This window comes from Ilyobacter polytropus DSM 2926 (assembly GCF_000165505.1).
Taxonomy (GTDB): domain Bacteria; phylum Fusobacteriota; class Fusobacteriia; order Fusobacteriales; family Fusobacteriaceae; genus Ilyobacter; species Ilyobacter polytropus.
The window spans coordinates 1,031,398-1,052,741 of record NC_014632.1 but is presented as its reverse complement, the minus strand read 5'-3'; the positions used below and the strand labels follow the sequence as shown (position 1 = coordinate 1,052,741).

At 31.2% G+C, this 21,344-nt stretch carries 20 protein-coding genes; 12 read left to right on the top strand and 8 right to left on the bottom strand.

Annotated features, from left to right (window positions below; all coding sequences use genetic code 11):
* Nucleotides 1-51: 51 nt before the first annotated feature.
* Nucleotides 52-414 (bottom strand): DUF805 domain-containing protein, encoded by a 363-nt coding sequence (locus ILYOP_RS04835; protein WP_013387402.1) that lies wholly within the window; start codon nt 412-414, stop codon nt 52-54.
* 172 nt (nt 415-586) lie between these two features.
* On the opposite strand from ILYOP_RS04835, the gene ILYOP_RS04830 reads away from it, so the two are divergent.
* The gene (locus tag ILYOP_RS04830; RefSeq protein WP_013387401.1) at nt 587-2,245 is read left to right on the top strand and encodes a putative bifunctional diguanylate cyclase/phosphodiesterase; all 1,659 of its coding nucleotides are present in this window, start codon (nt 587-589) and stop codon (nt 2,243-2,245) included.
* A gap of 483 nt (nt 2,246-2,728) precedes the next feature.
* Here ILYOP_RS04830 and ILYOP_RS04825 read toward each other — a convergent pair whose 3' ends face one another.
* The 4 genes from ILYOP_RS04825 to ILYOP_RS04810 all read right to left on the bottom strand — a co-directional run bounded on the left by ILYOP_RS04825 (nt 2,729) and on the right by ILYOP_RS04810 (nt 6,305).
* Nucleotides 2,729-3,223: a cyclic nucleotide-binding domain-containing protein gene (locus ILYOP_RS04825; protein ID WP_013387400.1), complete on the bottom strand. Its 495-nt coding sequence runs from the start codon at nt 3,221-3,223 to the stop codon at nt 2,729-2,731.
* Nucleotides 3,224-3,412: 189 nt separating this feature from the next.
* Complete coding sequence (locus ILYOP_RS04820; RefSeq protein WP_013387399.1) at nt 3,413-5,032, bottom strand: ABC-F family ATP-binding cassette domain-containing protein; 1,620 nt, start codon at nt 5,030-5,032, stop codon at nt 3,413-3,415.
* Between the two features lie 252 nt (nt 5,033-5,284).
* On the bottom strand, nt 5,285-5,485 hold the full coding sequence (locus ILYOP_RS04815; protein ID WP_013387398.1) for a cold-shock protein: 201 nt from the start codon (nt 5,483-5,485) through the stop codon (nt 5,285-5,287).
* 163 nt (nt 5,486-5,648) lie between these two features.
* Nucleotides 5,649-6,305: a GGDEF domain-containing protein gene (locus tag ILYOP_RS04810; protein ID WP_222838837.1), complete on the bottom strand. Its 657-nt coding sequence runs from the start codon at nt 6,303-6,305 to the stop codon at nt 5,649-5,651.
* A 395-nt stretch (nt 6,306-6,700) separates the two neighbouring features.
* Here ILYOP_RS04810 and ILYOP_RS15965 point away from each other — a divergent pair, with 395 nt between their 5' ends.
* Together ILYOP_RS15965 and ILYOP_RS04800 are read left to right on the top strand one after the other, a co-directional pair.
* Nucleotides 6,701-6,925 (top strand): hypothetical protein, encoded by a 225-nt coding sequence (locus tag ILYOP_RS15965; RefSeq protein WP_222838836.1) that lies wholly within the window; start codon nt 6,701-6,703, stop codon nt 6,923-6,925.
* 211 nt (nt 6,926-7,136) lie between these two features.
* Nucleotides 7,137-8,123, top strand: coding sequence for an NAD(P)-dependent alcohol dehydrogenase (locus ILYOP_RS04800; protein WP_013387397.1), 987 nt, complete (start codon nt 7,137-7,139; stop codon nt 8,121-8,123).
* A 177-nt stretch (nt 8,124-8,300) separates the two neighbouring features.
* Here ILYOP_RS04800 and ILYOP_RS15745 read toward each other — a convergent pair whose 3' ends face one another.
* A complete protein-coding gene (locus ILYOP_RS15745) occupies nt 8,301-8,462 on the bottom strand; it encodes a hypothetical protein (protein ID WP_013387396.1) in 162 nt (53 codons plus the stop codon).
* Between the two features lie 59 nt (nt 8,463-8,521).
* Nucleotides 8,522-8,911 (bottom strand): hypothetical protein, encoded by a 390-nt coding sequence (locus ILYOP_RS04795; protein WP_013387395.1) that lies wholly within the window; start codon nt 8,909-8,911, stop codon nt 8,522-8,524.
* Between the two features lie 2,007 nt (nt 8,912-10,918).
* Between ILYOP_RS04795 and ILYOP_RS04790 the strand changes: the two genes are divergently transcribed.
* The 7 genes from ILYOP_RS04790 (at nt 10,919) to ILYOP_RS04760 (ending at nt 19,087) form a co-directional block, all read left to right on the top strand.
* Nucleotides 10,919-11,371: a hypothetical protein gene (locus ILYOP_RS04790; protein ID WP_013387394.1), complete on the top strand. Its 453-nt coding sequence runs from the start codon at nt 10,919-10,921 to the stop codon at nt 11,369-11,371.
* A gap of 770 nt (nt 11,372-12,141) precedes the next feature.
* Complete coding sequence (locus ILYOP_RS04785) at nt 12,142-13,464, top strand: aspartate kinase (RefSeq protein WP_013387393.1); 1,323 nt, start codon at nt 12,142-12,144, stop codon at nt 13,462-13,464.
* Between the two features lie 268 nt (nt 13,465-13,732).
* On the top strand, nt 13,733-14,629 hold the full coding sequence (gene nfo, locus ILYOP_RS04780) for a deoxyribonuclease IV (protein WP_013387391.1): 897 nt from the start codon (nt 13,733-13,735) through the stop codon (nt 14,627-14,629).
* Nucleotides 14,630-14,642: 13 nt separating this feature from the next.
* A complete protein-coding gene (locus tag ILYOP_RS04775) occupies nt 14,643-15,185 on the top strand; it encodes a nitroreductase family protein (protein ID WP_013387390.1) in 543 nt (180 codons plus the stop codon).
* 248 nt (nt 15,186-15,433) lie between these two features.
* On the top strand, nt 15,434-15,901 hold the full coding sequence (gene tnpA, locus ILYOP_RS04770) for an IS200/IS605 family transposase (protein ID WP_013387381.1): 468 nt from the start codon (nt 15,434-15,436) through the stop codon (nt 15,899-15,901).
* Between the two features lie 204 nt (nt 15,902-16,105).
* The gene (locus ILYOP_RS04765; protein ID WP_013387389.1) at nt 16,106-18,169 is read left to right on the top strand and encodes a glycogen debranching protein; all 2,064 of its coding nucleotides are present in this window, start codon (nt 16,106-16,108) and stop codon (nt 18,167-18,169) included.
* 51 nt (nt 18,170-18,220) lie between these two features.
* Nucleotides 18,221-19,087 (top strand): VIT1/CCC1 transporter family protein, encoded by an 867-nt coding sequence (locus tag ILYOP_RS04760; RefSeq protein WP_013387388.1) that lies wholly within the window; start codon nt 18,221-18,223, stop codon nt 19,085-19,087.
* A gap of 38 nt (nt 19,088-19,125) precedes the next feature.
* On the opposite strand, the gene ILYOP_RS04755 is transcribed toward ILYOP_RS04760, so the two are convergent.
* Nucleotides 19,126-19,668, bottom strand: coding sequence for a hypothetical protein (locus ILYOP_RS04755; protein WP_013387387.1), 543 nt, complete (start codon nt 19,666-19,668; stop codon nt 19,126-19,128).
* A gap of 131 nt (nt 19,669-19,799) precedes the next feature.
* Here ILYOP_RS04755 and ILYOP_RS04750 point away from each other — a divergent pair, with 131 nt between their 5' ends.
* Complete coding sequence (locus ILYOP_RS04750) at nt 19,800-20,621, top strand: M23 family metallopeptidase (protein ID WP_013387386.1); 822 nt, start codon at nt 19,800-19,802, stop codon at nt 20,619-20,621.
* A gap of 37 nt (nt 20,622-20,658) precedes the next feature.
* On the top strand, nt 20,659-21,339 hold the full coding sequence (locus ILYOP_RS04745) for a pseudouridine synthase (protein WP_013387385.1): 681 nt from the start codon (nt 20,659-20,661) through the stop codon (nt 21,337-21,339).
* The last annotated feature ends 5 nt before the right edge of the window (nt 21,340-21,344 follow it).

The window sequence follows — 21,344 nt, the reverse complement described above, 5'->3', positions numbered from 1 at the left end:
GATAGGACAAAAAAAGGATTCCTATAGGGATCCTTAAAATAAAAATTTATACTAATATAGTTTAGGGTTGATTCCGTACCTGTTTTGGTAAGGGTCTCCCTCTTTGACCATAAATATAAATAGAATTATAACCCCTATAACCGGGACTATGCCTATAAGCATCCACCACGCCGACTTATCCACATCATGAAGTCTCCTCACCGCCACTGCAATACTAGGAAGAAATACAACTAAAGCGTAGATACTACTTAAAAGTCCGCTTCCGTTGGCATCGAGAGTGCCGGCAAAAGAGTCTACAGCTGTCAAAAGAATACTAAATATTATATTAAACAGTACAAAGTACCAATACTCTTTTCTTCTGGCTCTTCCGTTAAAAACAGCATAATTTTTAAATGCTTTTAAATACCACTTCATAAAACCTCCTTCAATAAAATTAATATACTTAAAAAGAAAATACCGTACAAATATATATAATCCTTTTACAGGACATAAATTGTATGTTTTAGCCTTAATCTCTTTATTTTGTTGAAAAAGAATAGTATATACTGTACAATAATAAAAATACATACTTGGAGTGATGGGTTTAATGGATGTAATAACCGGAATAGAAAAGATAATAATTTGGAAAAAGACCAGTCTTATCAGAAAATTTTTACTTATGACTCTCATAGTCTCCATACAGCTCTTGATCGCTTTTTTTATATTCTATTTAGGTGGAACAAAAAATTCATATGTTTATTTAGAACTTTCAGTAATAATATTAGGTGGTTTTGTTTTAGGCCCTCTTGGAGGAGCGTTATTAGGATTAACAGGCGGATTTTTTTTAGGGCCTGTTATGCCTGCCGATACGACGACGATGCTTATGCAGGAAAAAGCAAGTTGGTTGTTTAGGCTGTTTTTTTATATATTTACTGGATATATTTCAGGAGTGGTTATAGAATATCTTTTAAATATTATCGACAGACTCAGTTCGATTACCCTCTATAACCCAATTACCAAGCTTCCCAATAAAAATTATTTTGAAAATATGACTAGAGATTACTATTTTGACGAACGCATAGCAGTTATAAAATTTGAAGAGTATCACAAAATGATAGAAAATTTGGGCATTGATTATGCAACGGATTTTATAAACAAAATATCTGATATTTTTGTAAAAATTTTTAATGAAAAAAATAAGAATAACAAGGAACAAAATGTATTCCATCTGGAAGAGGATAAATTTGCAATTATTTTTTCAGATTCAGAAATGAAGAACAATTTTAAAGTCGTTTATAAGACTTTTTATAAGGCAATAAAAGAAAAAAATGTGACTTATTTCCCCAGTTATTTTATAGGAATAAGTCCGAGAACTGGTAGTAATACAGAAGTTTTGCAGAAGGCAGAAATAGCAAGAAGGTCGGCCAGGAAAAATCTTAAGTTCTATGAAATATATTCTCCAGAATTAAGTGAACAATTAAATAAAAATTTTGATCTTTCACTGGAGATTCCCAGAGCAATAAATAATAGAGAGTTCTTTCTCACCTATCACCCTAAAATCAATCTTAAATCTGGTAAAGTGGAAGGAGTCGAAGCTCTTATAAGGTGGCTTCATCCAGAAAAAGGATTAATTCCTCCTGATGCTTTTATACCTTATATAGAAAAGACATCAATGATCAATACAGTTACAGAATGGGTGATAAAAACTGCTTTTTTTGAAATTAAAAGTATGGAGAAAGAAAATATAAATACCAATTTTTCTGTGAATATCCCTTTAAAAATTCTTGAAAATCCCAAAATTATAAGATATATAGAAGCATACAAAAGAAATCCCCTTTCTATTTATAAATTGGAATTGGAAATTTTGGAGAGGGATAATGTAGAGAATTTTAAAAAAACAGCCTCTGCCATGAAAGATTTAAAAAAATTAGGGATTAATTTTTCTCTAGATGACTATGGGACAGGTTACTCTACTTTGTCTTATATGCAGCAGCTTCCTTTTGATAGGATAAAGATAGACAGGATGTTTATAAAAGATATAGAAAATGATGAAAGTATGAGAGAACTTGTCCAGTCAACTATTGATATTGGACACACCTTGGGAATGGAGGTTGTAGCAGAAGGAGTGGAGACCATAAAAGCAGTAGAAATACTTCAGAATATGGGATGTGACTATGCTCAGGGATATCACTATGCCAAACCCATGACTTATCCTGAATTTATAAGATGGTATAAAGATTATAATTCTACTGAAAAATTATCCTAAAATTTTTAATAGTTTAAGTTTTTTTTTAGGAATCAAATTAATTATATTTTAATATTTGCACAGTAGGATAGATAAGATTTAAGAGGCGTTACATTCAAGCTCCTGGGATTTGAGGAGTTGTTATACTTTCCCCCTTGTCCAAAAGGCCCGTAGGGGCCTTTTTTTTAGGCAAAAATAATTAAATATTAAGTAACTTATTTATAAACCAATTAAAAAAATAATTTAATCTGAAGTGGGTGATAGGACAAATTATATAGTTATTTATAAAAAATCCGATTTAGTATAGAGGCTATAAAAGAATTCAGTAAATACATCCAAAATATTTTTTTTGTTTTCCATCATAATGTAGAGGTCTCCTTTTTAGATGATATGCTATAAGTATTTACCCGATGTATTTTATAAAGTCAGTATAAGCATAAAAAGGCACTACCTGTAGTATAGATACTAGAACTAAAAAAATCTACCGGTTAAAGGCAGATTTTTTTATTTTTTCTCTATTTTTTTCTTTTCCATGGAAGTATAAATATGTTTATTATCTCCGAAAAGTGCCACTCCTCTTGCAAGTTCTCTAGCCATATTCAGAATAAGTAAGCTAAAAACCTCTTTATTTTTATGAAAGATTTCCTTTAGTTTTTTCTTTGATAAAACCAAAAGTTCCATATCAGTAGCTGCTATGGCAGTAAAAACATGCTTTTGTATTCCCAGTACTGCTGTTTCGGCCATACTAAATCCTTTTTCTATATCAAGAAACTTTTCTCCATTTAAAAAGAACTCTGCTCTTCCCTCTAAAACTATATAAATATCACTAGGAGAATCTCCTTCCTTAAATATAATTTCACCCTTTTCTATAGAAATTTCACTTAGGTTATTCAAAAGATATTCTAGATTGTTTCTTTCAAATCCCCCAAAGAGAGTTATTTTACTTAACATATTCATTACCTTTTGCCTATCTAGATGGCATTCATTTTTTATTTTCATATGACTACCCCTTTGATTAGTTTATCATAATAATGTGATATTATAATCTCTTATTTTTTAAATGTAAAGAATCGTACCAGGATACAAAAACCCCCTTCTGCTCAATAGATTTTATCTAGTAAACAAAGGGGGCATAAAATTTATTAATAATATAGATTTTCTTTGAGAAAAAAGTAAAACGTAGTTTAGTTATACAGCCTTCTTTCCCTGTTCCTTAACTCTGAACCTATTGTCACGGATATCATAAAGTTCAAAATCTATTTTTCTAAGGAGGGCCTTGTCATGGGTTACCATAATAACAGCTCCTGGATATTCTAGCAGCATATTTGCAATGGTGTTTCTAGAATAGTCATCCATGTAAGTCGACGGTTCATCTATTATTAAAACATCTGTTTCTGATAAGATATGAGCAAAAATTTCAAGTCTTTTTTTCTCACCGCCAGACAGCATAAATAATTTCTTATCTCTGAATTCAGGATCATGGTTATACAGCGAATCAATAGCAGCCTCTATAAAGTCATCTGATAAACCTGTCTTGTCCTTTAGATAATCTTTTATATATAACTGCTCATTTTCCAAAACAGTTTCCTGCTCTATAAAAGATATTTTAGCCTTCTCATTTATCTCTACAATACCACCTGTAGGGGATTCTTTTCCTGCAAGTATTCTGAGAAGAGTGGATTTTCCAGAACCATTTTCTCCCACAATACAAATTTTACTGTCTTTCAAAACCTCAAGGTCAGCATCTTTATAGAGGAATTTATCTGGAAATTCTTTAGAAACCCCAGATAGGGTAACCATATTATCACCGATATCCCTGTTTTTTGTGAAGAAATCCTCTGGAGCAGCAGCATATTCATACTTGTATTCTGGAGAAAATTCTATCTTCTGTTTTTCCAGTTTTTTAAGTTCTTTTCTCATTCTACGTAATATTACAGCATGAGCATGTTTATTATCAACTTTTTCCAAAAGTTTAACTTTTCTGTGGACACTTAACTGAGTTTCCTCAATAACCAGATCAGTTTTTTGGTTGTGCTTTCTCTCTTCTGAAAGTTTTAATTTCTTCTCTTTCAGGAAATTACGGTAGTCACACTCATAGGCTGTAATGGTTTTATTGTCTATATCAAGTATCTTATTGGCAATACCTCTTATAAAGTCAACGTTATGAGAAACAACCACAAAGGCCTTAGAACTCTCTGAAATATAGTTTGAAAGCCAAGCTGTTTTTTTCTTGTCAAAATATGACAGCGGCTCATCTAAAATAATCAAATCAGAATTACTAAAGAGTGTTATTGCAAGTCTTATATACTGCTTTTCTCCACCGCTTAACTCTCTGAACGTTTTCTCTAGTTTATCTCCTATTTCAAATACATCTATGAATTCCGATTGTATATGGATGTAAGAGTATCCTCCTAAACTCTCAAATTTATCTGAAATATCAGCATATTTTTCCATAATTGCCTCATTTTCATCAGCATCATCAGAGAACTGAGTGGATATTAGTTCTAGTTCATTTTGTGTGGCAATCACATCTTCAAAGGGAATATTCAGTAGATCTTTTACTTTCATATTTTGATCTACTCTGCCAAACTGGTCAAAGCACGAAAAACTAGTCTCTTCATTTATTATAACCTGACCATAATCAGGGTCCTGTTCACCTGTAATTAATTTTATAAAAGTGGATTTACCTGTACCGTTATGTCCTGTAAGGGCTATTTTGTCCCCAGAGTTTATTTCTAAATTGACTTTTTTGTATAATTTTTGAGTAAAAAATGATTTTGAAACATTTTGAAATTCGATAATATTCATAATTTGTTCTCCCATACTCTTGATCTAAACAACATTATACCATATTTTATTTAAAACTACTAAAAAAATTGGACTTTTTTACATTGGTATCTCTATAAAAGCTCATATACAAGGAACCTATAAACTAATTTATAAGTTAGTTTTGATATAAATATAAAATTAAAAAATGAGAAAAGAAAAAAGTTATATTAAAATTTTAATAGTTGTGAAAATAAAAAAAGCTGTCAATTAAGACAGCTTTAAGTACTTTGATTATACAGTTTTGATGTTAGAAGCTTGAGGACCTTTTTGACCTTTAGTGATCTCAAAAGTAACTTGCTCTCCCTCTTCTAAAGATTTGAATCCATCTTTTTGAATTTCAGAGAAGTGTGCGAATACATCAGTTCCATCCTCAGAAGTGATAAATCCGAATCCTTTTTCTGCATTAAACCATTTTACTGTTCCGTTTGCCATTTGTAATACCTCCATAAATTTTGTTTTGAAATCTAGAACAATTTTTAACTAAATCATCACAAAACTTATAAAGTATTGAACGAAAATTAGAATTAAATTTTATTCTGAATCACTAAGAAAGAGTTTATCATTTTTACAGATATATGTCAAGAAATAATTTTATTTATACTGTGGAACTCAAAATTTCAAGACTATCTACTGTTTCTTCTTGGTCTATACTGTAATAGATATCAGGATGGGTTTTGTTTCTTCCTTTTTCTTTGGCCTTGTACATATTTGTATCTGCCCGTTTCAAAATTTCATCTAGAGTTTCAATGTTATCAAAGGTAGCAGTACCTAAGCTTATTGTCAGAGGAATACCTAAATTAAAATCATAATTTTCCACGGATTTTCTTAGTTTTTCTGATACTTTCCAAACTATTGATTCGTCTGTTTCGGCACAGACCACTATAAACTCCTCGCCACCCCAACGGCCTATAAAATCATTTTTTCTGAGATTGTCTTTTAATATATCAGCTATTTTTTTTAAGACAGAATCTCCTGCAGGATGTCCAAAGGTGTCATTTATTTTCTTAAAATAATCAATGTCCAGTAAAATAAGGGACATTTTACCCCTATACTTCTTAGCTCTCATTAATTCCTCTTCTAACCTTTCTTCTAATGTCCTTCTGTTCCATATATTGGTGAGGATATCCACTCTTGCCTGATATTTTAGTTCTTTCACCAAGTTTTCTTTTGCAACAGATTCATTTTCTAAACTTAAAAAAAGCCTTCTGTTTACCATCATCATAATAGAAAATGTCACTATAATCTTTATCAACTGACTTACTATAAATAAGTGTAACAAAAGACAGTCCTTTGTAAAAGAAGTCAAGGTCATAGTGATTGTAGAGGTTATCAAACAAACTAAATAGATAAAATAACCCCGAAAGAAAAATTATACCTCCTGTCAGTTTATAATGATTATTCATACTTGGATCTTTGTTTTTCCAGAGTATCCTTACACACTGAAAATTTATAATTGTAATAGCCAAGTACAGTAATATCAGTCTATTGTAAAGATTAGGAGATATTAATCCAAAATAAATGTAAAACATAAAGAAAACTCCAATTACCGAAAAATAAGGCCATTTTAATATCTTCTCATTTATAAAATCTCCAAATCCAAAATATAGTATAACAGACCCTGTAACAATCAGAGTGTTGCTTAATACGATGGAAAAAAAATCCGGGATAACACCTCTCATAAAAATAAGGGGCATACCAATGGCCTGCAGTAAAAAACAGGTCATCCAGCTTGAAATTCCATTAAACCGACTTTTGTTTTGCCTCCACAGGAAAAAAATAACCAGTGTAACTATTATATTACTGATACAGTGGCTTATCAGGGCAATTTTTACACTCATCCCCATAGCCGGAACCTCCTTTTCATATCTATAAATATGTAATTTTATGACATTTCTCAGTAATATACTGTCAAAATATAAAAAATCATTTAATTTTTTTATCAAAAATAAAATAATCTTATTTTCAATAACATCTATTAATTCAGATTTCTTAAATCTGCAGGAATAATATTAATAAGAAGTAAATTATTATGAAGGTTTAGACGTTTTGTTTGTTATGCAAGTGCAAAAGAGGAGGGGATCAGATGAAAGCAGTTGTCCATAAAAAATATGGTTCACCAGATATACTTCAGCTTATAGATATGAAAAAGCCGGTTCCCAGTGACGACGAGGTCTTGATAAAAATATATGCCACTTCAGTAAACAGAACCGACTGTGCGAGTCTGAGAGGTAAGCCACTCTTAACCAGAGTAGCCACAGGGATATTCAAACCGAAGCTTGAAATTTCAGGAAGTGAATTTTCAGGTATCGTAGAAGAAACTGGAAAAAATGTCACTTCTTTAAAAAAAGGGGACAAAGTTTTCGGTTTTGATGATCAAGGGCTAGAATCACATGGAGAATATATGAAAATATCTGAAGAGAAGGCCTTTATTATACCCAAAAATATAAGTGTAGAACAGGCTACTGCTGGTATAGAGGGTGTACATTATGCATATAATTTCATCAATAAAGTAGATCTAAAAGCCGGCCAGAGAGTACTTGTAAACGGTGCTACTGGAGCTATCGGTTCAAGTGCAGTTCAGCTTTTAAAATATTTTAAAGTTCATGTCACTGCTGTATGCAGCGAAAAGAATATAAATTTGGTAAAATCACTGGGGGCAGATGAGGTGATAGACTATATCAGTGAAGATTTTACAAAATCTAATCAGAAATTCCAATATGTTTTTGATACTGTGGGGAAAAGTTCTTTTTTTAAATGCGGACCCATACTGAAAAATGGTGGAGTTTATATTTCTTCAGACTTAGGTTATATGGCACAAAATCTATTTCTGCCCTTTATAACTCCTTTTATAAAATTCTTATTTAAAAACAAGAAAACTGCTTTTCCTTTTCCTGCAAACATAAAGAGAAGTATACTTCTAATTAGAAAACTAATAGAAGAGGAAAAATTTCATGCGGTGGTAGACAGAAGCTATACTTTAGAAGAAATTTCAGAGGCCTACAAGTACGTAGAAAAAGGAGAAAAGCTTGGAAATGTCATCATAACAGTAGTGCATTCAGATTTTAAATAGACCTTACTATAAAATTAATAAAAATATCCGAAACTTGGTGTAAATATAAAATATTACCAAAGGAAGAAATATTGGTAGAAGTTGTTATAAACTTTTGGTGTAGGATCTATAATTTTACTTTAACATTTTGATAAAAATAGATTTGGAAAAATAAAAAGGCCTTCTAGGCCCCTATACTCAATCATCTTCTTTTTCGTCGATTTCAAGGAGTTCTTTGATCTCATTCATTCGGACACTATTATCCTTCCCAGTTATCTCCTCTTCCATTTCGAGCTTTTTGAACTCGTTTAATAATTCCTGATACTCCGAATTGGTCATTACTTTGTCTATTTTTTTCATATAAAACACCTCTTTAAAATCATAATAAAAGTTCAAGATGAATAAGCACTATGTTTAGCTTATTGACTGTGTATTATAAAAATATTTTTAATCTTTAATTTTTCAAATTTAAAAACCATTTTTGAAGTCTGTTCCTCCATATCCCAGGCTTCAGGGCCATTAGGGATATCTTCCATAAAAAATATTTTTTGTTTAATAGTTATCTCAGCAGCTTCCTTTTTTATATTATTATTGAGAATTTTCCAGTAGATAAATTGATATTCAAGGTTAAAAAATTCTAGAATACTCTTGAATTCCTCTTTTCCTAAAGCCAATTTTACAATATCACCATTTTTCATGCTGTAAATACCTATATCTCGGTGAACTAAAGAAATAATTTTGGAAATATCCGAGGAGTTAAGGCTACTTATATAATCCTCTATTATACTTTTAATTTTATTGATATACATAGTATCACCTTTGGGATTTTTAAACCATTGCAACGATATATAAAAATTTTATTAGTAAACATAGGATCACAATAAAATAAGGTTTTATTCAGTTTCATTTTACATTTCACTTATGTCTTGAAAGCCAGACCTAGGTCTGGCTTTCTTAGGGAGAAAATTTTAATAGGTTTGTTTCTAAAAAGATAATCTCAAGATACACCATATCTTGAGAATATCCTTAAAAAAATTATACTCGATGCAGGTTTTTTTCCTTTAATATATTTATTATTATATTTTTAATTTTATTTTTTCTATGGTCAGTCCTTCTTTTTTTCTGTGTTCTCTAGGAGCACAAGTTTTTTTATTATTAGTGCGATTTTTTTATCTTTTATTGATTTTTATTTGTGAGAAAATCTTTTGATTCTAACGGTCTTATAAATTTAAGTTCCATTTATAAGACTGTCTAGTTTTTTAAAAAAGTAAAATTTTAAATAAATGGCCTTAATGTCTCTTATAAAAATATCCTATACTCCTTAAAAAATAACCTGTTGCAGTTAATTATACAATTCGAGAAACATTAAATATAAAAATCAGGATTATAAAATTTGTTTTGATAAATATAATAATTTTAATTTTATATAGATGAAAATTATTTGATATTAAAACTTCGAAACCCAAATACTGTTGAAGAAATTTATAAGATAGACATTGATACACTTATCTCAATTCTTTGGAAAGTCAGGTATTTAAATGCATATAAGATTATTTCTATAGATCTATTTCTATATTTATTAGGAGATTAAGGTTTTAATAATATTTTTCATATGTTATACTTTCAAAGAGATAATTATAGTCAGCGGAGTGAGATTTTATAAAAAAAATCAGAGAAGAAAAAATAAAAAGTAAACATTTGGAGGCACATGTAAATGCGTGTGTCATTGAGGTTAACTTTCTTATATTATAGAACATATCAAATTACAGTATATAGTAGAAAATAACCAGTAGAATTATGAAATACACCTAATATATACCAAGCAGTTTAAATAACCAAAATATAATAATAAAAAGGAGGTGTGAAAGGGAAGGGGGAAATAAAAGTAATGCTAGAGGACAGGTGGTCCCTCATGCTTTTAGTAAATTTTACCTTGATCCAAAAGGATGTCAAATATAATGATAATTACTCTAATGGGAATAAATTACTTAATTTCTAGAAATAATCCAAAACGAAAAGTTTTGTCAATAATAACCTATATTTTAGGGATAATACTTCTATTAAAAAATATGTTTTTAGGGTAGAGGCTGGATTAATTTCCAGTCTTTTTTTCTTCTTTAATATAAATATTAGTCTAGATAAAAAACAAATAAAATGCAAGAGAGGTTCTTGTCTTTTTCAGTTTATACTATTAATATCCTGATTGAAACGTATAGAAACACTTGGTAAGATATACATATAGTGAAGATTTTGAAGAAGCTCTTTATATGGCAAAGGAATGTTTAAAAATCTATCATAATAAAAAATGAGATAACCATTAGCGATTATCTCATCATATTTTTCAATTATAAATATTGAATATAAGTTTTGAGGTGACAGCCACCTTGGGGAGATTACTGTCGGGTATAGCTGGTTGGAAAGTTTTGTTATACTCTACTTTATCATAAAACTATCAAAAAATGAACTTTTTTTTATAAAAAAATGTAATTTTATTTTTATTAAGTAGTATTTTTATATCCTTGATACTTCAACTAAAGATCTGTATTGGATAAGTTATATGATTCACAAGTTATTAATCAAAATGTATTCTTTTGAAATTAAACATGTAATTTTATATATTGATTTAATTAGTTAAAAACAATGTTTATTTAAATTAATTTTTATGTATTATAAAAATATTTTTTAATTTTTCAAATTTAAAAATCATTTTTGAAATTTGTTCTTTCATATCCCAGGCTTTAGGTCCATTAGGGATATCTTCCATAAAAAATATCTTTTGTTTAATAGTTATCTCGGCAACTTCATTCTCTATATTTTTGTTTGGAGAACTTTCAGAAACCGATAAATCATATCAAAATATATCTGAGTTTCTTAATTATTTTGATAACATTCCATTTAACCATTCAGTTCCTGTCCTGGTGAAGATAGGTAAAGCATCAAGAAAAATAAGTGACAGGATAATAAAAAAATATCAAAGAGTTCCTTGGGAAACAATAAAGGATTTTGCAAATATTTGCGATATGGACCATGAGTTATTTAGTCAAACTGCCTTGCTTGATTTAATCAAAGATGAGCTTCCTCGTATAGAGGATCTTCTGGAAAAAATAATAGCAAAAGAACTTAATGAAAAGAATTTTTCTTTTAAAGAATACAAGTCTTTATCTTTAGGTAAATCCATTACTTACGTCAATTTTAAACGTATAAATGCTCATCTTCTACAATTGAAAATATCCGAAATCATTTATGAAACCCTATGGCAGATATCCTAATCGAATACGATATTCGAATCTTTTTTCTTTTGAAAATACGTTATTAAGATTAAGCATGGCAAAACAAATTTATTTTAGAATTAAATATGCACAGGTTAATATTTTCGTGCATTTCTAAAATTAAACAGAGTACAAACACCGGCCATTTTGAGACATAAAAGTGATGTATATATATTTAAAAATGGCTTATCAGATTCATTTGAATATGTTATCCTCAAATTTTGTTATGTCCCTTCCAATCATAGCAAAGGATAAAAATAATTTTTTACGGGACCTCAGGATTAGCTGCCTGAGGTCTTGTAATTTTTATAAATAAAATGAGTTTTTAATCCATTCCTTAAATACCAATGATAAAAAGATAGAAGATAAAATTATAAAAAATACTCTAAAAAAAATAGAAGCTTAAATTGCCAATTTTGAAATCCTATCCTTTTTTACTTTCGAAATTAAAAATTTAGATAAATGCTCTTAATATCTATTATAAAAATATGTTATACTCTATTCATATATAGGTCATTATTAGGAGTAGTATCCAATGAATAAAAAAACTAAAAAAGATACAATAACCAGGAAAGAAAAAATAAATTTTTTGGGGCACATGTAAGTGCATGTATCATTTAGGTTAACTTTTCTTATTTCATAGGTGGAAAATGACAGTTGTTGGTATAAAATATTAAATGAATCTTCAAAATTAGGACGGTGTATTGAAATAAATCAATAATAATAATTTTCATAAAAAAGAAAGTTTACTATCAAAGGAGATGTAGTTCATGGGAATTAAAGTTGCAAAATTTGGTGGATCATCAGTTGCTAATGCAAGCCAGATGATGAAAGTGTTTAATATTGTTAAAAAAGATCCAAAAAGAAAATTTGTTATTACTTCGGCGCCAGGAAAAAGAAATAAAGAAGATTCAAAAATAACAGACTTACTTTATTTGTGCCGTCAGCATGTTCAAAAGTCAGTGCCATTTGATCAAGTATTTGAAATTATATCTAATAGGTACGAAGAAATTGTCAGGGATCTTAATCTTGATTTTAATATCAAGCCCTATTTAATTGAAATAAAAGAAAATATATCTAAAGGTGCTAACACAGATTATGTAGCAAGTCGAGGAGAATATTTAAATGGTCTTATTTTATCACAGCTGTTAGGGTTTAAATTCTTAGATCCAAAAGATATGATTTATTTTAACCAAAACAATAACCTTGATGTTGAAAAAACTTATAAAACAATTCGTGAAACCTTAATAGGTGTTGAAAATGCAGTGATACCTGGGTTTTATGGTTCATCCTTTGATGGAGAAATTAAAACTTTTTCAAGAGGTGGATCAGATGTTACAGGAGCCATTATAGCTAAAGCAGTTAACGCAGAAGTTTATGAAAATTGGACAGATGTTTCTGGTTTTCTTATGGCAGACCCAAGAATCGTTAATAATCCTAAGCCTATTGAAAAAATAACTTATAAAGAGCTTAGAGAGCTTTCTTATATGGGTGCTAATGTATTACATGATGAAGCAGTATTTCCAGTACGGGAAGCTGGTATTCCAATTAATATCAGAAATACTAATGATCCTGACCATAAAGGGACAATCATTGTCGAGGATTACAGTGATAATTTAAAGGTAGGAAAAATTACAGGTATAGCAGGAACTAAAAACTTTACAGTTTTAGCTATTCATAAAGACCTTATGAATGGACAAATTGGTTTTATTAGAAAAATATTATCTATATTAGAAAAATATGAAATTTCTGTTGAGCATCTACCATCTGGGATAGATACTTTATCTATTGTTATTCAAGATTGTAAAGTAAAAGGAAAATTAGATAAGGCAATTGAAGAAATCAACCAAGAGTGTGAACCAAACTCTATAAATGTTTTTTCTAATATGGCAATTATTGCTACTGTTGGTTATGGAATTGCAGAGATACCAGGAATGTCTGCAAAAGTTTTTGCAGCTTTAGCAAAAGAGAATATTAATATTAGAATGATTGATCAAGGTTCAAGTGAAATCAATATTATTATTGGTGTTGAATCAGATGATTTGGGAAATGCTATTAATGCGATCTACTACGCTTTTGAAAATGGAAATTAAAAAGAAAAAAGAATTTGGCATAAAACGTGTATGATGAGCTAGAAATCACCACTCTGAGTCTGTTTCAAGTTCTAGTGTCTTTCCATCAAATCAAGTGCTCCTTAAGGCATTTTATCTGTTTAGCAATAGCGGAAAAAAACCTTAAAAAGTAGGACAAGGTCTATGGAGAATTATCCATCATGTACTATGGTCGATTCCCAGAATAGGAAAAGTATAAAAATATGTTATACTCTTTCTATATATAAAGTGATAACAGGAGCAGTATCCGATGAATAAAAAAACTAAAAAAGATACAAGAAGCAGAGAAGAAAAAATTAAAAACAAGTATGTTGGGACGCATGTAAGTGCTTCAGGTGGGGTCTTCAACGCCCCTATAAATGCCAGGGGTATAGGGGCAAGGGCCTTTGGACTTTTTGTAAAAAATCAGAGACGTTGGGAAGCAAAACCACTTACTGATAAGGATATAGAAAAGTTCAAAGAGGCAATGGAGAAAAATAAGTATACTCCTGATGTAGTTTTACCCCATGACGGATACCTTATAAACCTTGGAAATCCAGATGCAGAAAAAAGAGGAAAATCACTAAATGCATTTATCGACGAGATGAAAAGATGTGAACAACTGGGTCTGAAATATATAAACACACATCCGGGAAGTCACCTGAATGAGATCTCACGAGAAGAATGTCTTGATCATATATCTAACGGAATAAATAAAGCCTTAGAATCCACAGAGTATATTTCTGTGATACTAGAAAACACAGCTGGCCAGGGATCTAATCTTGGAAACAGATTCGAAGATCTAGCTTATATAATAGAAAGAATAGATGATAAATCCAGAATAGGAGTCTGTTTAGACACATGTCACACCCTTGCAGCTGGTTATGAGTTAAAAGATAAAGAAGGATATGATAAAACAATGAATGCGTTTGAGAAAACTGTAGGTTTCAAATATCTAAAGGCCATTCATCTCAATGACTCAAAGTTTGACACAGGAAGCCGAAAAGACAGGCATCATAGTATAGGAAAGGGTGTTCTCGGAATGGACTTTTTTAAGAGATTTATGAATGATACCAGGTTTGATAAAATGCCTATTATTCTAGAAACCATAGATGAAACATTGTGGAAAGAAGAGATAGAACTTTTATATGATTTAATAGAAGATTAAGGGGGAATAAATTATGTTGTTTGAATTACTGAAAAAAAGAAGAAGTATAAGAAAATTTCAAGAAAAACCGGTAGAAACTGAAAAATTGGAAACTATTCTAAAGGCGGGACTAATATCTCCAAGTGGGAAAAATAAAAGACCTTGGGAATTTGTGGTGGTAGACGACAGTGCTAAATTAGATAAACTTTCTAAGGCAAAACCTGCAGGAGGGCAGCTTGTGAAAGATGCCCCAGTAGCAATAGTGGTTTTAGGTAGAGAGGAAAAGTCAGATACATGGTTAGAAGACTGCTCTATAGCTCTTACATTTATGCAGCTAGAGGCGGAAGAAAAGGGCCTTAAATCATGCTGGGTCCAGATTGACAAAAGACCATCTGAAGACGGAAGAGGAGCAGATGTTATAGCAAGAGAGATATTAGGTATAGAGGAGGATATCAAAGTGCTTGCTATACTGGCAATGGGATATCCAGAACAAGAAAGGCCAGCTTATACTGAAGAGGACATGGATTTTTCAAAGGTTCATTACAACAGCTATGGAACTTCATATACGAGCAAATAATTGATAAAACTTAGTATAAATAAGATAATAAATTAATAAAGGTTAATATTATAGGGGTTTATAAACTCTTAATTGACATTAGCTTAAAAGGCAGAAATTTATTCTGCCTTTTTATTATAGAAAAAGAAAACCACCTGCTCTGCAGGTGGACCCAAAATGCCGGAAGGCTATGCGTATAAAATAGAAAACCTCCTTTGATATAATCAACTTAGGTTTGCCGACCAGTTGAGATACAAAAGGAGGTTTAAATGGATAGTAATAGTTTAGCACACACAAGATGGAATTGTAAATATCACATAGTCTTTGCACCTAAGTACAGGAGAAAAGTAATCTATGGAAAGATAAAGCAAGATATTGGGCAAATACTTAGAAAACTTTGCGAGAATAAAAAAGTAGAGATACACGAAGCAAGCGCATGTAAAGATCACATACATATGCTTGTGAGCATACCGCCTAAATTGAGTGTATCTAGTTTCATGGGGTATTTAAAAGGAAAAAGTTCATTAATGATATTTGATCGACATGCAAATCTAAAATATAAGTATGGAAACAGGCACTTTTGGTGCCGCGGATACTATGTAGATACAGTAGGTCGTAACAGGAAAAGGATCGAAGATTATATTAGAAATCAGTTGCAAGAAGATATTGCAGAAGATCAATTAACATTGAAAGAATATATTGATCCTTTTACTGGAGGTAAAGTAAAAAAGAGCTAGAAACAAAGAGCTACTTGAGTAGCTAAATGAAATATTACGCGGTTGGCAAACCGTTCAGAAGGGCTTCAGCCCAATGCTGGAAAAGCGCCCTTCTAGGGCATGAGCAAACTACCACTTGAAGTGGTAGTTTTGATTTTATCTAAACAATAAATGAAAATCGGAAAAAAATGGTATTATATAGATAGAGTTTTGGAGGTGGTTTTTATGAATAAATTGATAGCTCGACCTGGAATTTATTTTATGGGGGCGATTGTTCTTGATGCAGGAGTGAATTTTGGAATATTCAGCAGGAATGCAACCAGTATGACTTTACATATATTTGAACACTCAGATGATTGTGAACCTTGTTTTTCATATAAATTAGATAAAAATGTTAATAAAACAGGAGATATATGGCATGTGTATGTAGAAGGTATGACTGAAGGTTACTATTATGGGTGGATAGTAGACGGGCCTTTTGATATGAAGCTCGGACATAGATTTTCCCCTGACAAACTAATTTTAGATCCCTATGCAAAGTGTATAACTCCTAAAAATGGCTGCCCAAAATCTCCTAGAAAAGGTTTGATATTAGATACCAGAACATACAACTGGTCTGAAGATATGAAACCAAAAAACGAATTTCGAGATACAATTATTTATGAGATGCATGTGAAATTGTTTACTGCAAACAAAAATTCTAATGTAACACATCCTGGGACATATAAGGGACTTATGGAGAAAATTGATCATTTAAAGGATCTTGGAGTCACTGCTGTACAGCTTCTTCCTATATTTGAATTTGATGAGGATGATGTAGTGGGAACCAACCCTATAACTGGAGAAAAGTTAAAGAATGTATGGGGGTATAACCCTATTGGTTTTTATGCACCTACTTCGAATTATCTTTCTGGAGACAGAAAAGTACTTGGAAAACTAGGAGAGCATGTTATCCAGTTTCGTCAACTTGTAGAAGCGTTGCATAAGAAAGGTATAGAGGTTATTTTAGACGTCGTATTTAACCACACTGGTGAAGGTAATGAAATGGGTCCTATTATATCTTTTAAAGGTCTTGATAACTCTGTGTATTATATTTTGGAAAAAAACAAGATGTACTACTCAAATTATTCTGGAACAGGTAACACGGTAAACTGTAGTCATACAGTAGTAAAAGAACTCATTATAAATAGCTTGAGATACTGGTATGGACAGCTAAATGTAGATGGATTTCGTTTTGACTTGGCAGCAATATTAGGTCGTGACAGCACCGGGCGATGGATAGGAGACTTATCTCTCCTAAAAGATATTGCCGATGATCCCGTTTTATCCGGATCGAAACTTATCGCCGAAGGATGGGACGCAGCCGGAGGTTATTTCTTAGGAGAGTTTCCATGCGGTTGGGCAGAATTAAACGGTAAATTCCGTGATACTGTAAGAAGGTTTATACGTGGCGATATGGGACAGGTACAGGATCTGGCCACAAGACTGGTCGGAAGTCCTGATCTTTTTAGAAAATTTGGAAGAAGGCCTTATCATAGTATAAATTTCGTAACTTCTCATGACGGATTTACAATGTGGGACCTTGTTTCTTATAATAAAAAACATAATCATGCCAATGGGGAGTACAACAGAGACGGGGATAATCACAATAACTCTTATAACCATGGTGTAGAGGGAGATATCCTAGATATATCTATTATAAAATTAAGAAAAAGACAGATGAAAAATTTTCTTGTAATACTTATGCTTTCTCAGGGTGTTCCTATGATTTTAATGGGTGATGAGATGGCTAAAACTCAGCAGGGAAACAATAATGCATATTGCCAGGATAATGAGATGAACTGGATTAACTGGGATAGACTAGCTGAATTTAAAGGTATACATAAATTTATGAAAAATATGATAAAATTCAGAAAAAGTCATCCGGCACTTAAAAGAGAACATTTTTTTACTGACACAGACATAGATGGAGATGGTTATAGTGATATAACCTGGCATGGAGTAAAGGCCTGTACTCCGGATTGGTCACACTATTCGAGAAGTATTGCCTTTATGATTGACGGAGGAGACACCAGGGACATTGAAGAAACAGATAATGATATATACGTAGCTTTGAACTCATATCACGAGACACTTATCTTCGAACTGCCTATTCTTAAGAATGGGAAGAAATGGTATAGGGTGGTAGATACATATTTAGAAGAGGATTTCCTTGAAGAGCCAACTATAGTACAAAGAAGAAAATATCTGGTACATCCTAAAAGTTCAGTAATACTTATATCTAAATAATAAAATAAAATATATAGTAAGGTGAGTTTCTAGGGTATAGGGGGTGATATATTGGAAAAAGACCTCATAAAAATTCTGAAAAAATTCCAAAAAGATGAGATAACAGAGCATCATACTTATATGATGCTCTCAAAAATAAGCGGAGAAAATAATAAGGAGACACTTATAAAACTAGCTGAATCAGAATTTTCTCACTATGAATTTTTTAAGCAATATACCAAATGTGAAGTAAAACCAAATTGCTTTAGAGCCAAAAAAAATTATTTTATGGCAAAATATTTCGGACTAACTTTTGGACTAAAGGCCATGGAACTAGGGGAACAAAAGGCTCAGAAAAACTATAGGGGTATAATGGAGAAGGTACCTGAAGTCCAAAAAATTCTGGAAGATGAGGAAAACCATGAAATAGATGTAGTTGATCTTTTGAAAGAAGAAAAACTGGTTTACGTCAGTTCAATAATATTGGGCCTAAATGATGCACTTATAGAACTTACAGGAGCCCTTGCAGGTTATACCTTTGCACTAGATGATTCAAAAGTTATTGCGATGGTTGGTCTGATTACAGGAATCGCAGCCTCCTTATCTATGGGAGCCTCAGAATACCTGTCCTCAAAAGCAGAAAAAAATTCAAATAAAAACCATAAAAGAGCTGCAATTTACACTGGTATAACCTATATGATAACTGTTTTCCTTTTGGTAGCTCCTTTTTTGTCTGGAGCAACTCCTTATATGGCATTGTTCTTAACTCTTGTAACAGGAATCTCTATAATTTTTGTATTTAACTATTATGTTGCAGTAGCTACAGGATCCTCGTTCAAAAAAAGATTTTTTGAAATGACTTTTTTAAGTCTTGGTATAGCAACTCTGTCTTTTGTTGTAGGAATATTTATAAAAAATCTTTTAGGAATAGATTCATAAAAAAACCATTGCTCATTTTAGTTTGAGCAATGGTTTTTTTATCTGACCACCTTTTTTAGAGCCTTCATTATCTCTTTATTTTCAAATACTTTAGAAAGTTTCACACAAAACCAATCATATTCTTTTTCTGAAAGCTTTAATTTTTCCTTGATAAATTCATCCATCTTTTTCTTTTCTTCTGGTAGAAGTTCAGTTCTTGTTGAGTTGTTTATCTCCTCTATAGTCCCTTTCCCCTCAAAATATGAAAGTATCTTGGTCCAGTTTGTGATGATGTCGACCTTTCTTAGAAGCATAATGCAAGTATAATTTAGCTGAGGTATCTCACCGTATCCTTTTCTTTTTAAAAATCTTTTTGCATCATCATCTTTTTCCGTAAAATAGAGAACTTCACCTGCCTTTTTTGTGTTCATTATTTTTGGCATTTTTTTTGTTTTTTTCTGCATTCTTAGATATTTTGAAAGTGGCAAAGATTTTGACTCTAAATAAAATTCAACAGCAAATTGGTTGAAATTTTTTCCATCTTGCAGTTCACCATCTTCTATAATTTCTATCATTTCATCTACTTTATCAAAATTAACCATAAAACATAACCCCCTAGTTATTATTACTTAAAATAATTATACTACTCATAATTGATTTTTCCAATAAATAAATTTGAAACTTAATATAAAGTGTGGTAAATTAATTATACAAAGTATTGGGGGAATAGGCGATGAACATTTCTAAAAAATTATTAATATCTGTTTTTTCCGTTGTATTAATGGGATGTAGTAGTGGGAAGTATCATAAAGTAAAAAAGGGAGACACCCTTTATTCCATAGCTGTAAAAAACAAAGTAAGTGTAACAGATATAATGGTTTTAAATAACTTAAATACCCCGCATATAAATACTGGAACCAAGTTGCTACTCAAAGGAGAGGCTAAAAATTCAAAAGCCAAACCAAACTACCATATTATAAAACCAGGGGAAACTCTCTATAGATTATCAGTATGGTATGACATCTCAGTAGAACGACTGAGACAATACAACAATCTTCCGGATAACACTATATATGTTGGTCAAAAGATATATTTAAATTCAAAATATTCAAAAAATAACACACAGATTTATAAATCAGCAAGTAAAAGTTCATATATTTCTCCTACCTTAAAGTCATTTAGGTGGCCCATAAAAACAAAAGAAATTACAAGTAAATTTGGGAGCAGAATCCATCCTATAACAGGAAGAAAGACCACACATGACGGGGTAGATCTGAAGTCAAAGATGAATACACCTGTGTATGCTCCTTATTCAGGAACTGTAACATATTCCGGATGGATGAGGGGATATGGTAAAGTCGTGATAATAAACCATGGAAATGGCTATGAAACTAGATATGCACATCTGAATAGATGGTTAGTCAAGAAAGGTCAAAAAATTTCAAAAGGTCAGGTTATCGCAAAAACTGGAAATACAGGTTTATCAACAGGTCCGCACCTTCATTATGAAATTCGTAAAAATAGTAAACCAGTAGATCCTACAATTACAATATAGCAGCCTTGTGGCTGCTTTTATTTTACAAGGAGGTAAAATGAGATTAGATAAATTTCTTACTGAATGTGGTGTAGGAACTAGAAGAGATGTAAAGAATATAATATCTAAAAATGAGATAACCATAAATGATAAAAAAGTTAACTCTCCAAAAGAAAAAATAGATTTAGAAAACGACGTAATCAAAATCGGAGAAAGAGTTTTGAAATATAAAAAAGACAGATTCTATATAATGAATAAAACATCTGGATTTATAACTGCAACTGAAGATACCAGAGAAAAAACTGTGATGGAGTTACTTCCAGAATGGGTAATCAAAAAAGATCTTTTTCCAGTAGGCAGACTTGATAAGGATACAGAAGGACTTCTTTTGTTTACTAATAACGGAAAAATCGCCCATGAACTGCTTTCTCCTAAAAAGCACGTGGACAAAACTTATCTGGTAAAACTCTTAAAGGAAATAGACAAAAAATCAGTAAACCTATTAGAGGAAGGGGTTGATATTGGAGGTTATATTACGAAACCTTCAAAAGTTCAGATAATTAATAATACGGAAATTTTACTTACGATTTGTGAAGGAAAATTTCACCAAGTAAAAAAAATGCTTGAGGCTGTTGGAAATAAAGTAATTTATCTCAAAAGGCTAAGTTTTGGAAATTTAGAACTTGGTGACCTTCCTTTAGGTGAGGTAAAAGAAGTAGATTTAAAAGATATTTTTTAGGAGGT

Excerpts from the sequence above, each read along its gene's own strand:
- ILYOP_RS04835 (WP_013387402.1), bottom strand. The coding sequence starts at position 414 with ATGAAGTGGTATTTAAAAGCATTTAAAAATTATGCTGTTTTTAACGGA.
- ILYOP_RS04830 (WP_013387401.1), top strand. The coding sequence starts at position 587 with ATGGATGTAATAACCGGAATAGAAAAGATAATAATTTGGAAAAAGACC.
- ILYOP_RS04825 (WP_013387400.1), bottom strand. The coding sequence starts at position 3,223 with ATGAAAATAAAAAATGAATGCCATCTAGATAGGCAAAAGGTAATGAAT.
- ILYOP_RS04820 (WP_013387399.1), bottom strand. The coding sequence starts at position 5,032 with ATGAATATTATCGAATTTCAAAATGTTTCAAAATCATTTTTTACTCAA.
- ILYOP_RS04815 (WP_013387398.1), bottom strand. The coding sequence starts at position 5,485 with ATGGCAAACGGAACAGTAAAATGGTTTAATGCAGAAAAAGGATTCGGA.
- ILYOP_RS15965 (WP_222838836.1), top strand. The coding sequence starts at position 6,701 with ATGGAAAAAAAATCCGGGATAACACCTCTCATAAAAATAAGGGGCATA.
- ILYOP_RS04800 (WP_013387397.1), top strand. The coding sequence starts at position 7,137 with ATGAAAGCAGTTGTCCATAAAAAATATGGTTCACCAGATATACTTCAG.
- ILYOP_RS15745 (WP_013387396.1), bottom strand. The coding sequence starts at position 8,462 with ATGAAAAAAATAGACAAAGTAATGACCAATTCGGAGTATCAGGAATTA.
- ILYOP_RS04795 (WP_013387395.1), bottom strand. The coding sequence starts at position 8,911 with ATGTATATCAATAAAATTAAAAGTATAATAGAGGATTATATAAGTAGC.
- ILYOP_RS04785 (WP_013387393.1), top strand. The coding sequence starts at position 12,142 with ATGGGAATTAAAGTTGCAAAATTTGGTGGATCATCAGTTGCTAATGCA.
- nfo (WP_013387391.1), top strand. The coding sequence starts at position 13,733 with ATGAATAAAAAAACTAAAAAAGATACAAGAAGCAGAGAAGAAAAAATT.
- ILYOP_RS04775 (WP_013387390.1), top strand. The coding sequence starts at position 14,643 with ATGTTGTTTGAATTACTGAAAAAAAGAAGAAGTATAAGAAAATTTCAA.
- tnpA (WP_013387381.1), top strand. The coding sequence starts at position 15,434 with ATGGATAGTAATAGTTTAGCACACACAAGATGGAATTGTAAATATCAC.
- ILYOP_RS04765 (WP_013387389.1), top strand. The coding sequence starts at position 16,106 with ATGAATAAATTGATAGCTCGACCTGGAATTTATTTTATGGGGGCGATT.
- ILYOP_RS04755 (WP_013387387.1), bottom strand. The coding sequence starts at position 19,668 with ATGGTTAATTTTGATAAAGTAGATGAAATGATAGAAATTATAGAAGAT.
- ILYOP_RS04750 (WP_013387386.1), top strand. The coding sequence starts at position 19,800 with ATGAACATTTCTAAAAAATTATTAATATCTGTTTTTTCCGTTGTATTA.
- ILYOP_RS04745 (WP_013387385.1), top strand. The coding sequence starts at position 20,659 with ATGAGATTAGATAAATTTCTTACTGAATGTGGTGTAGGAACTAGAAGA.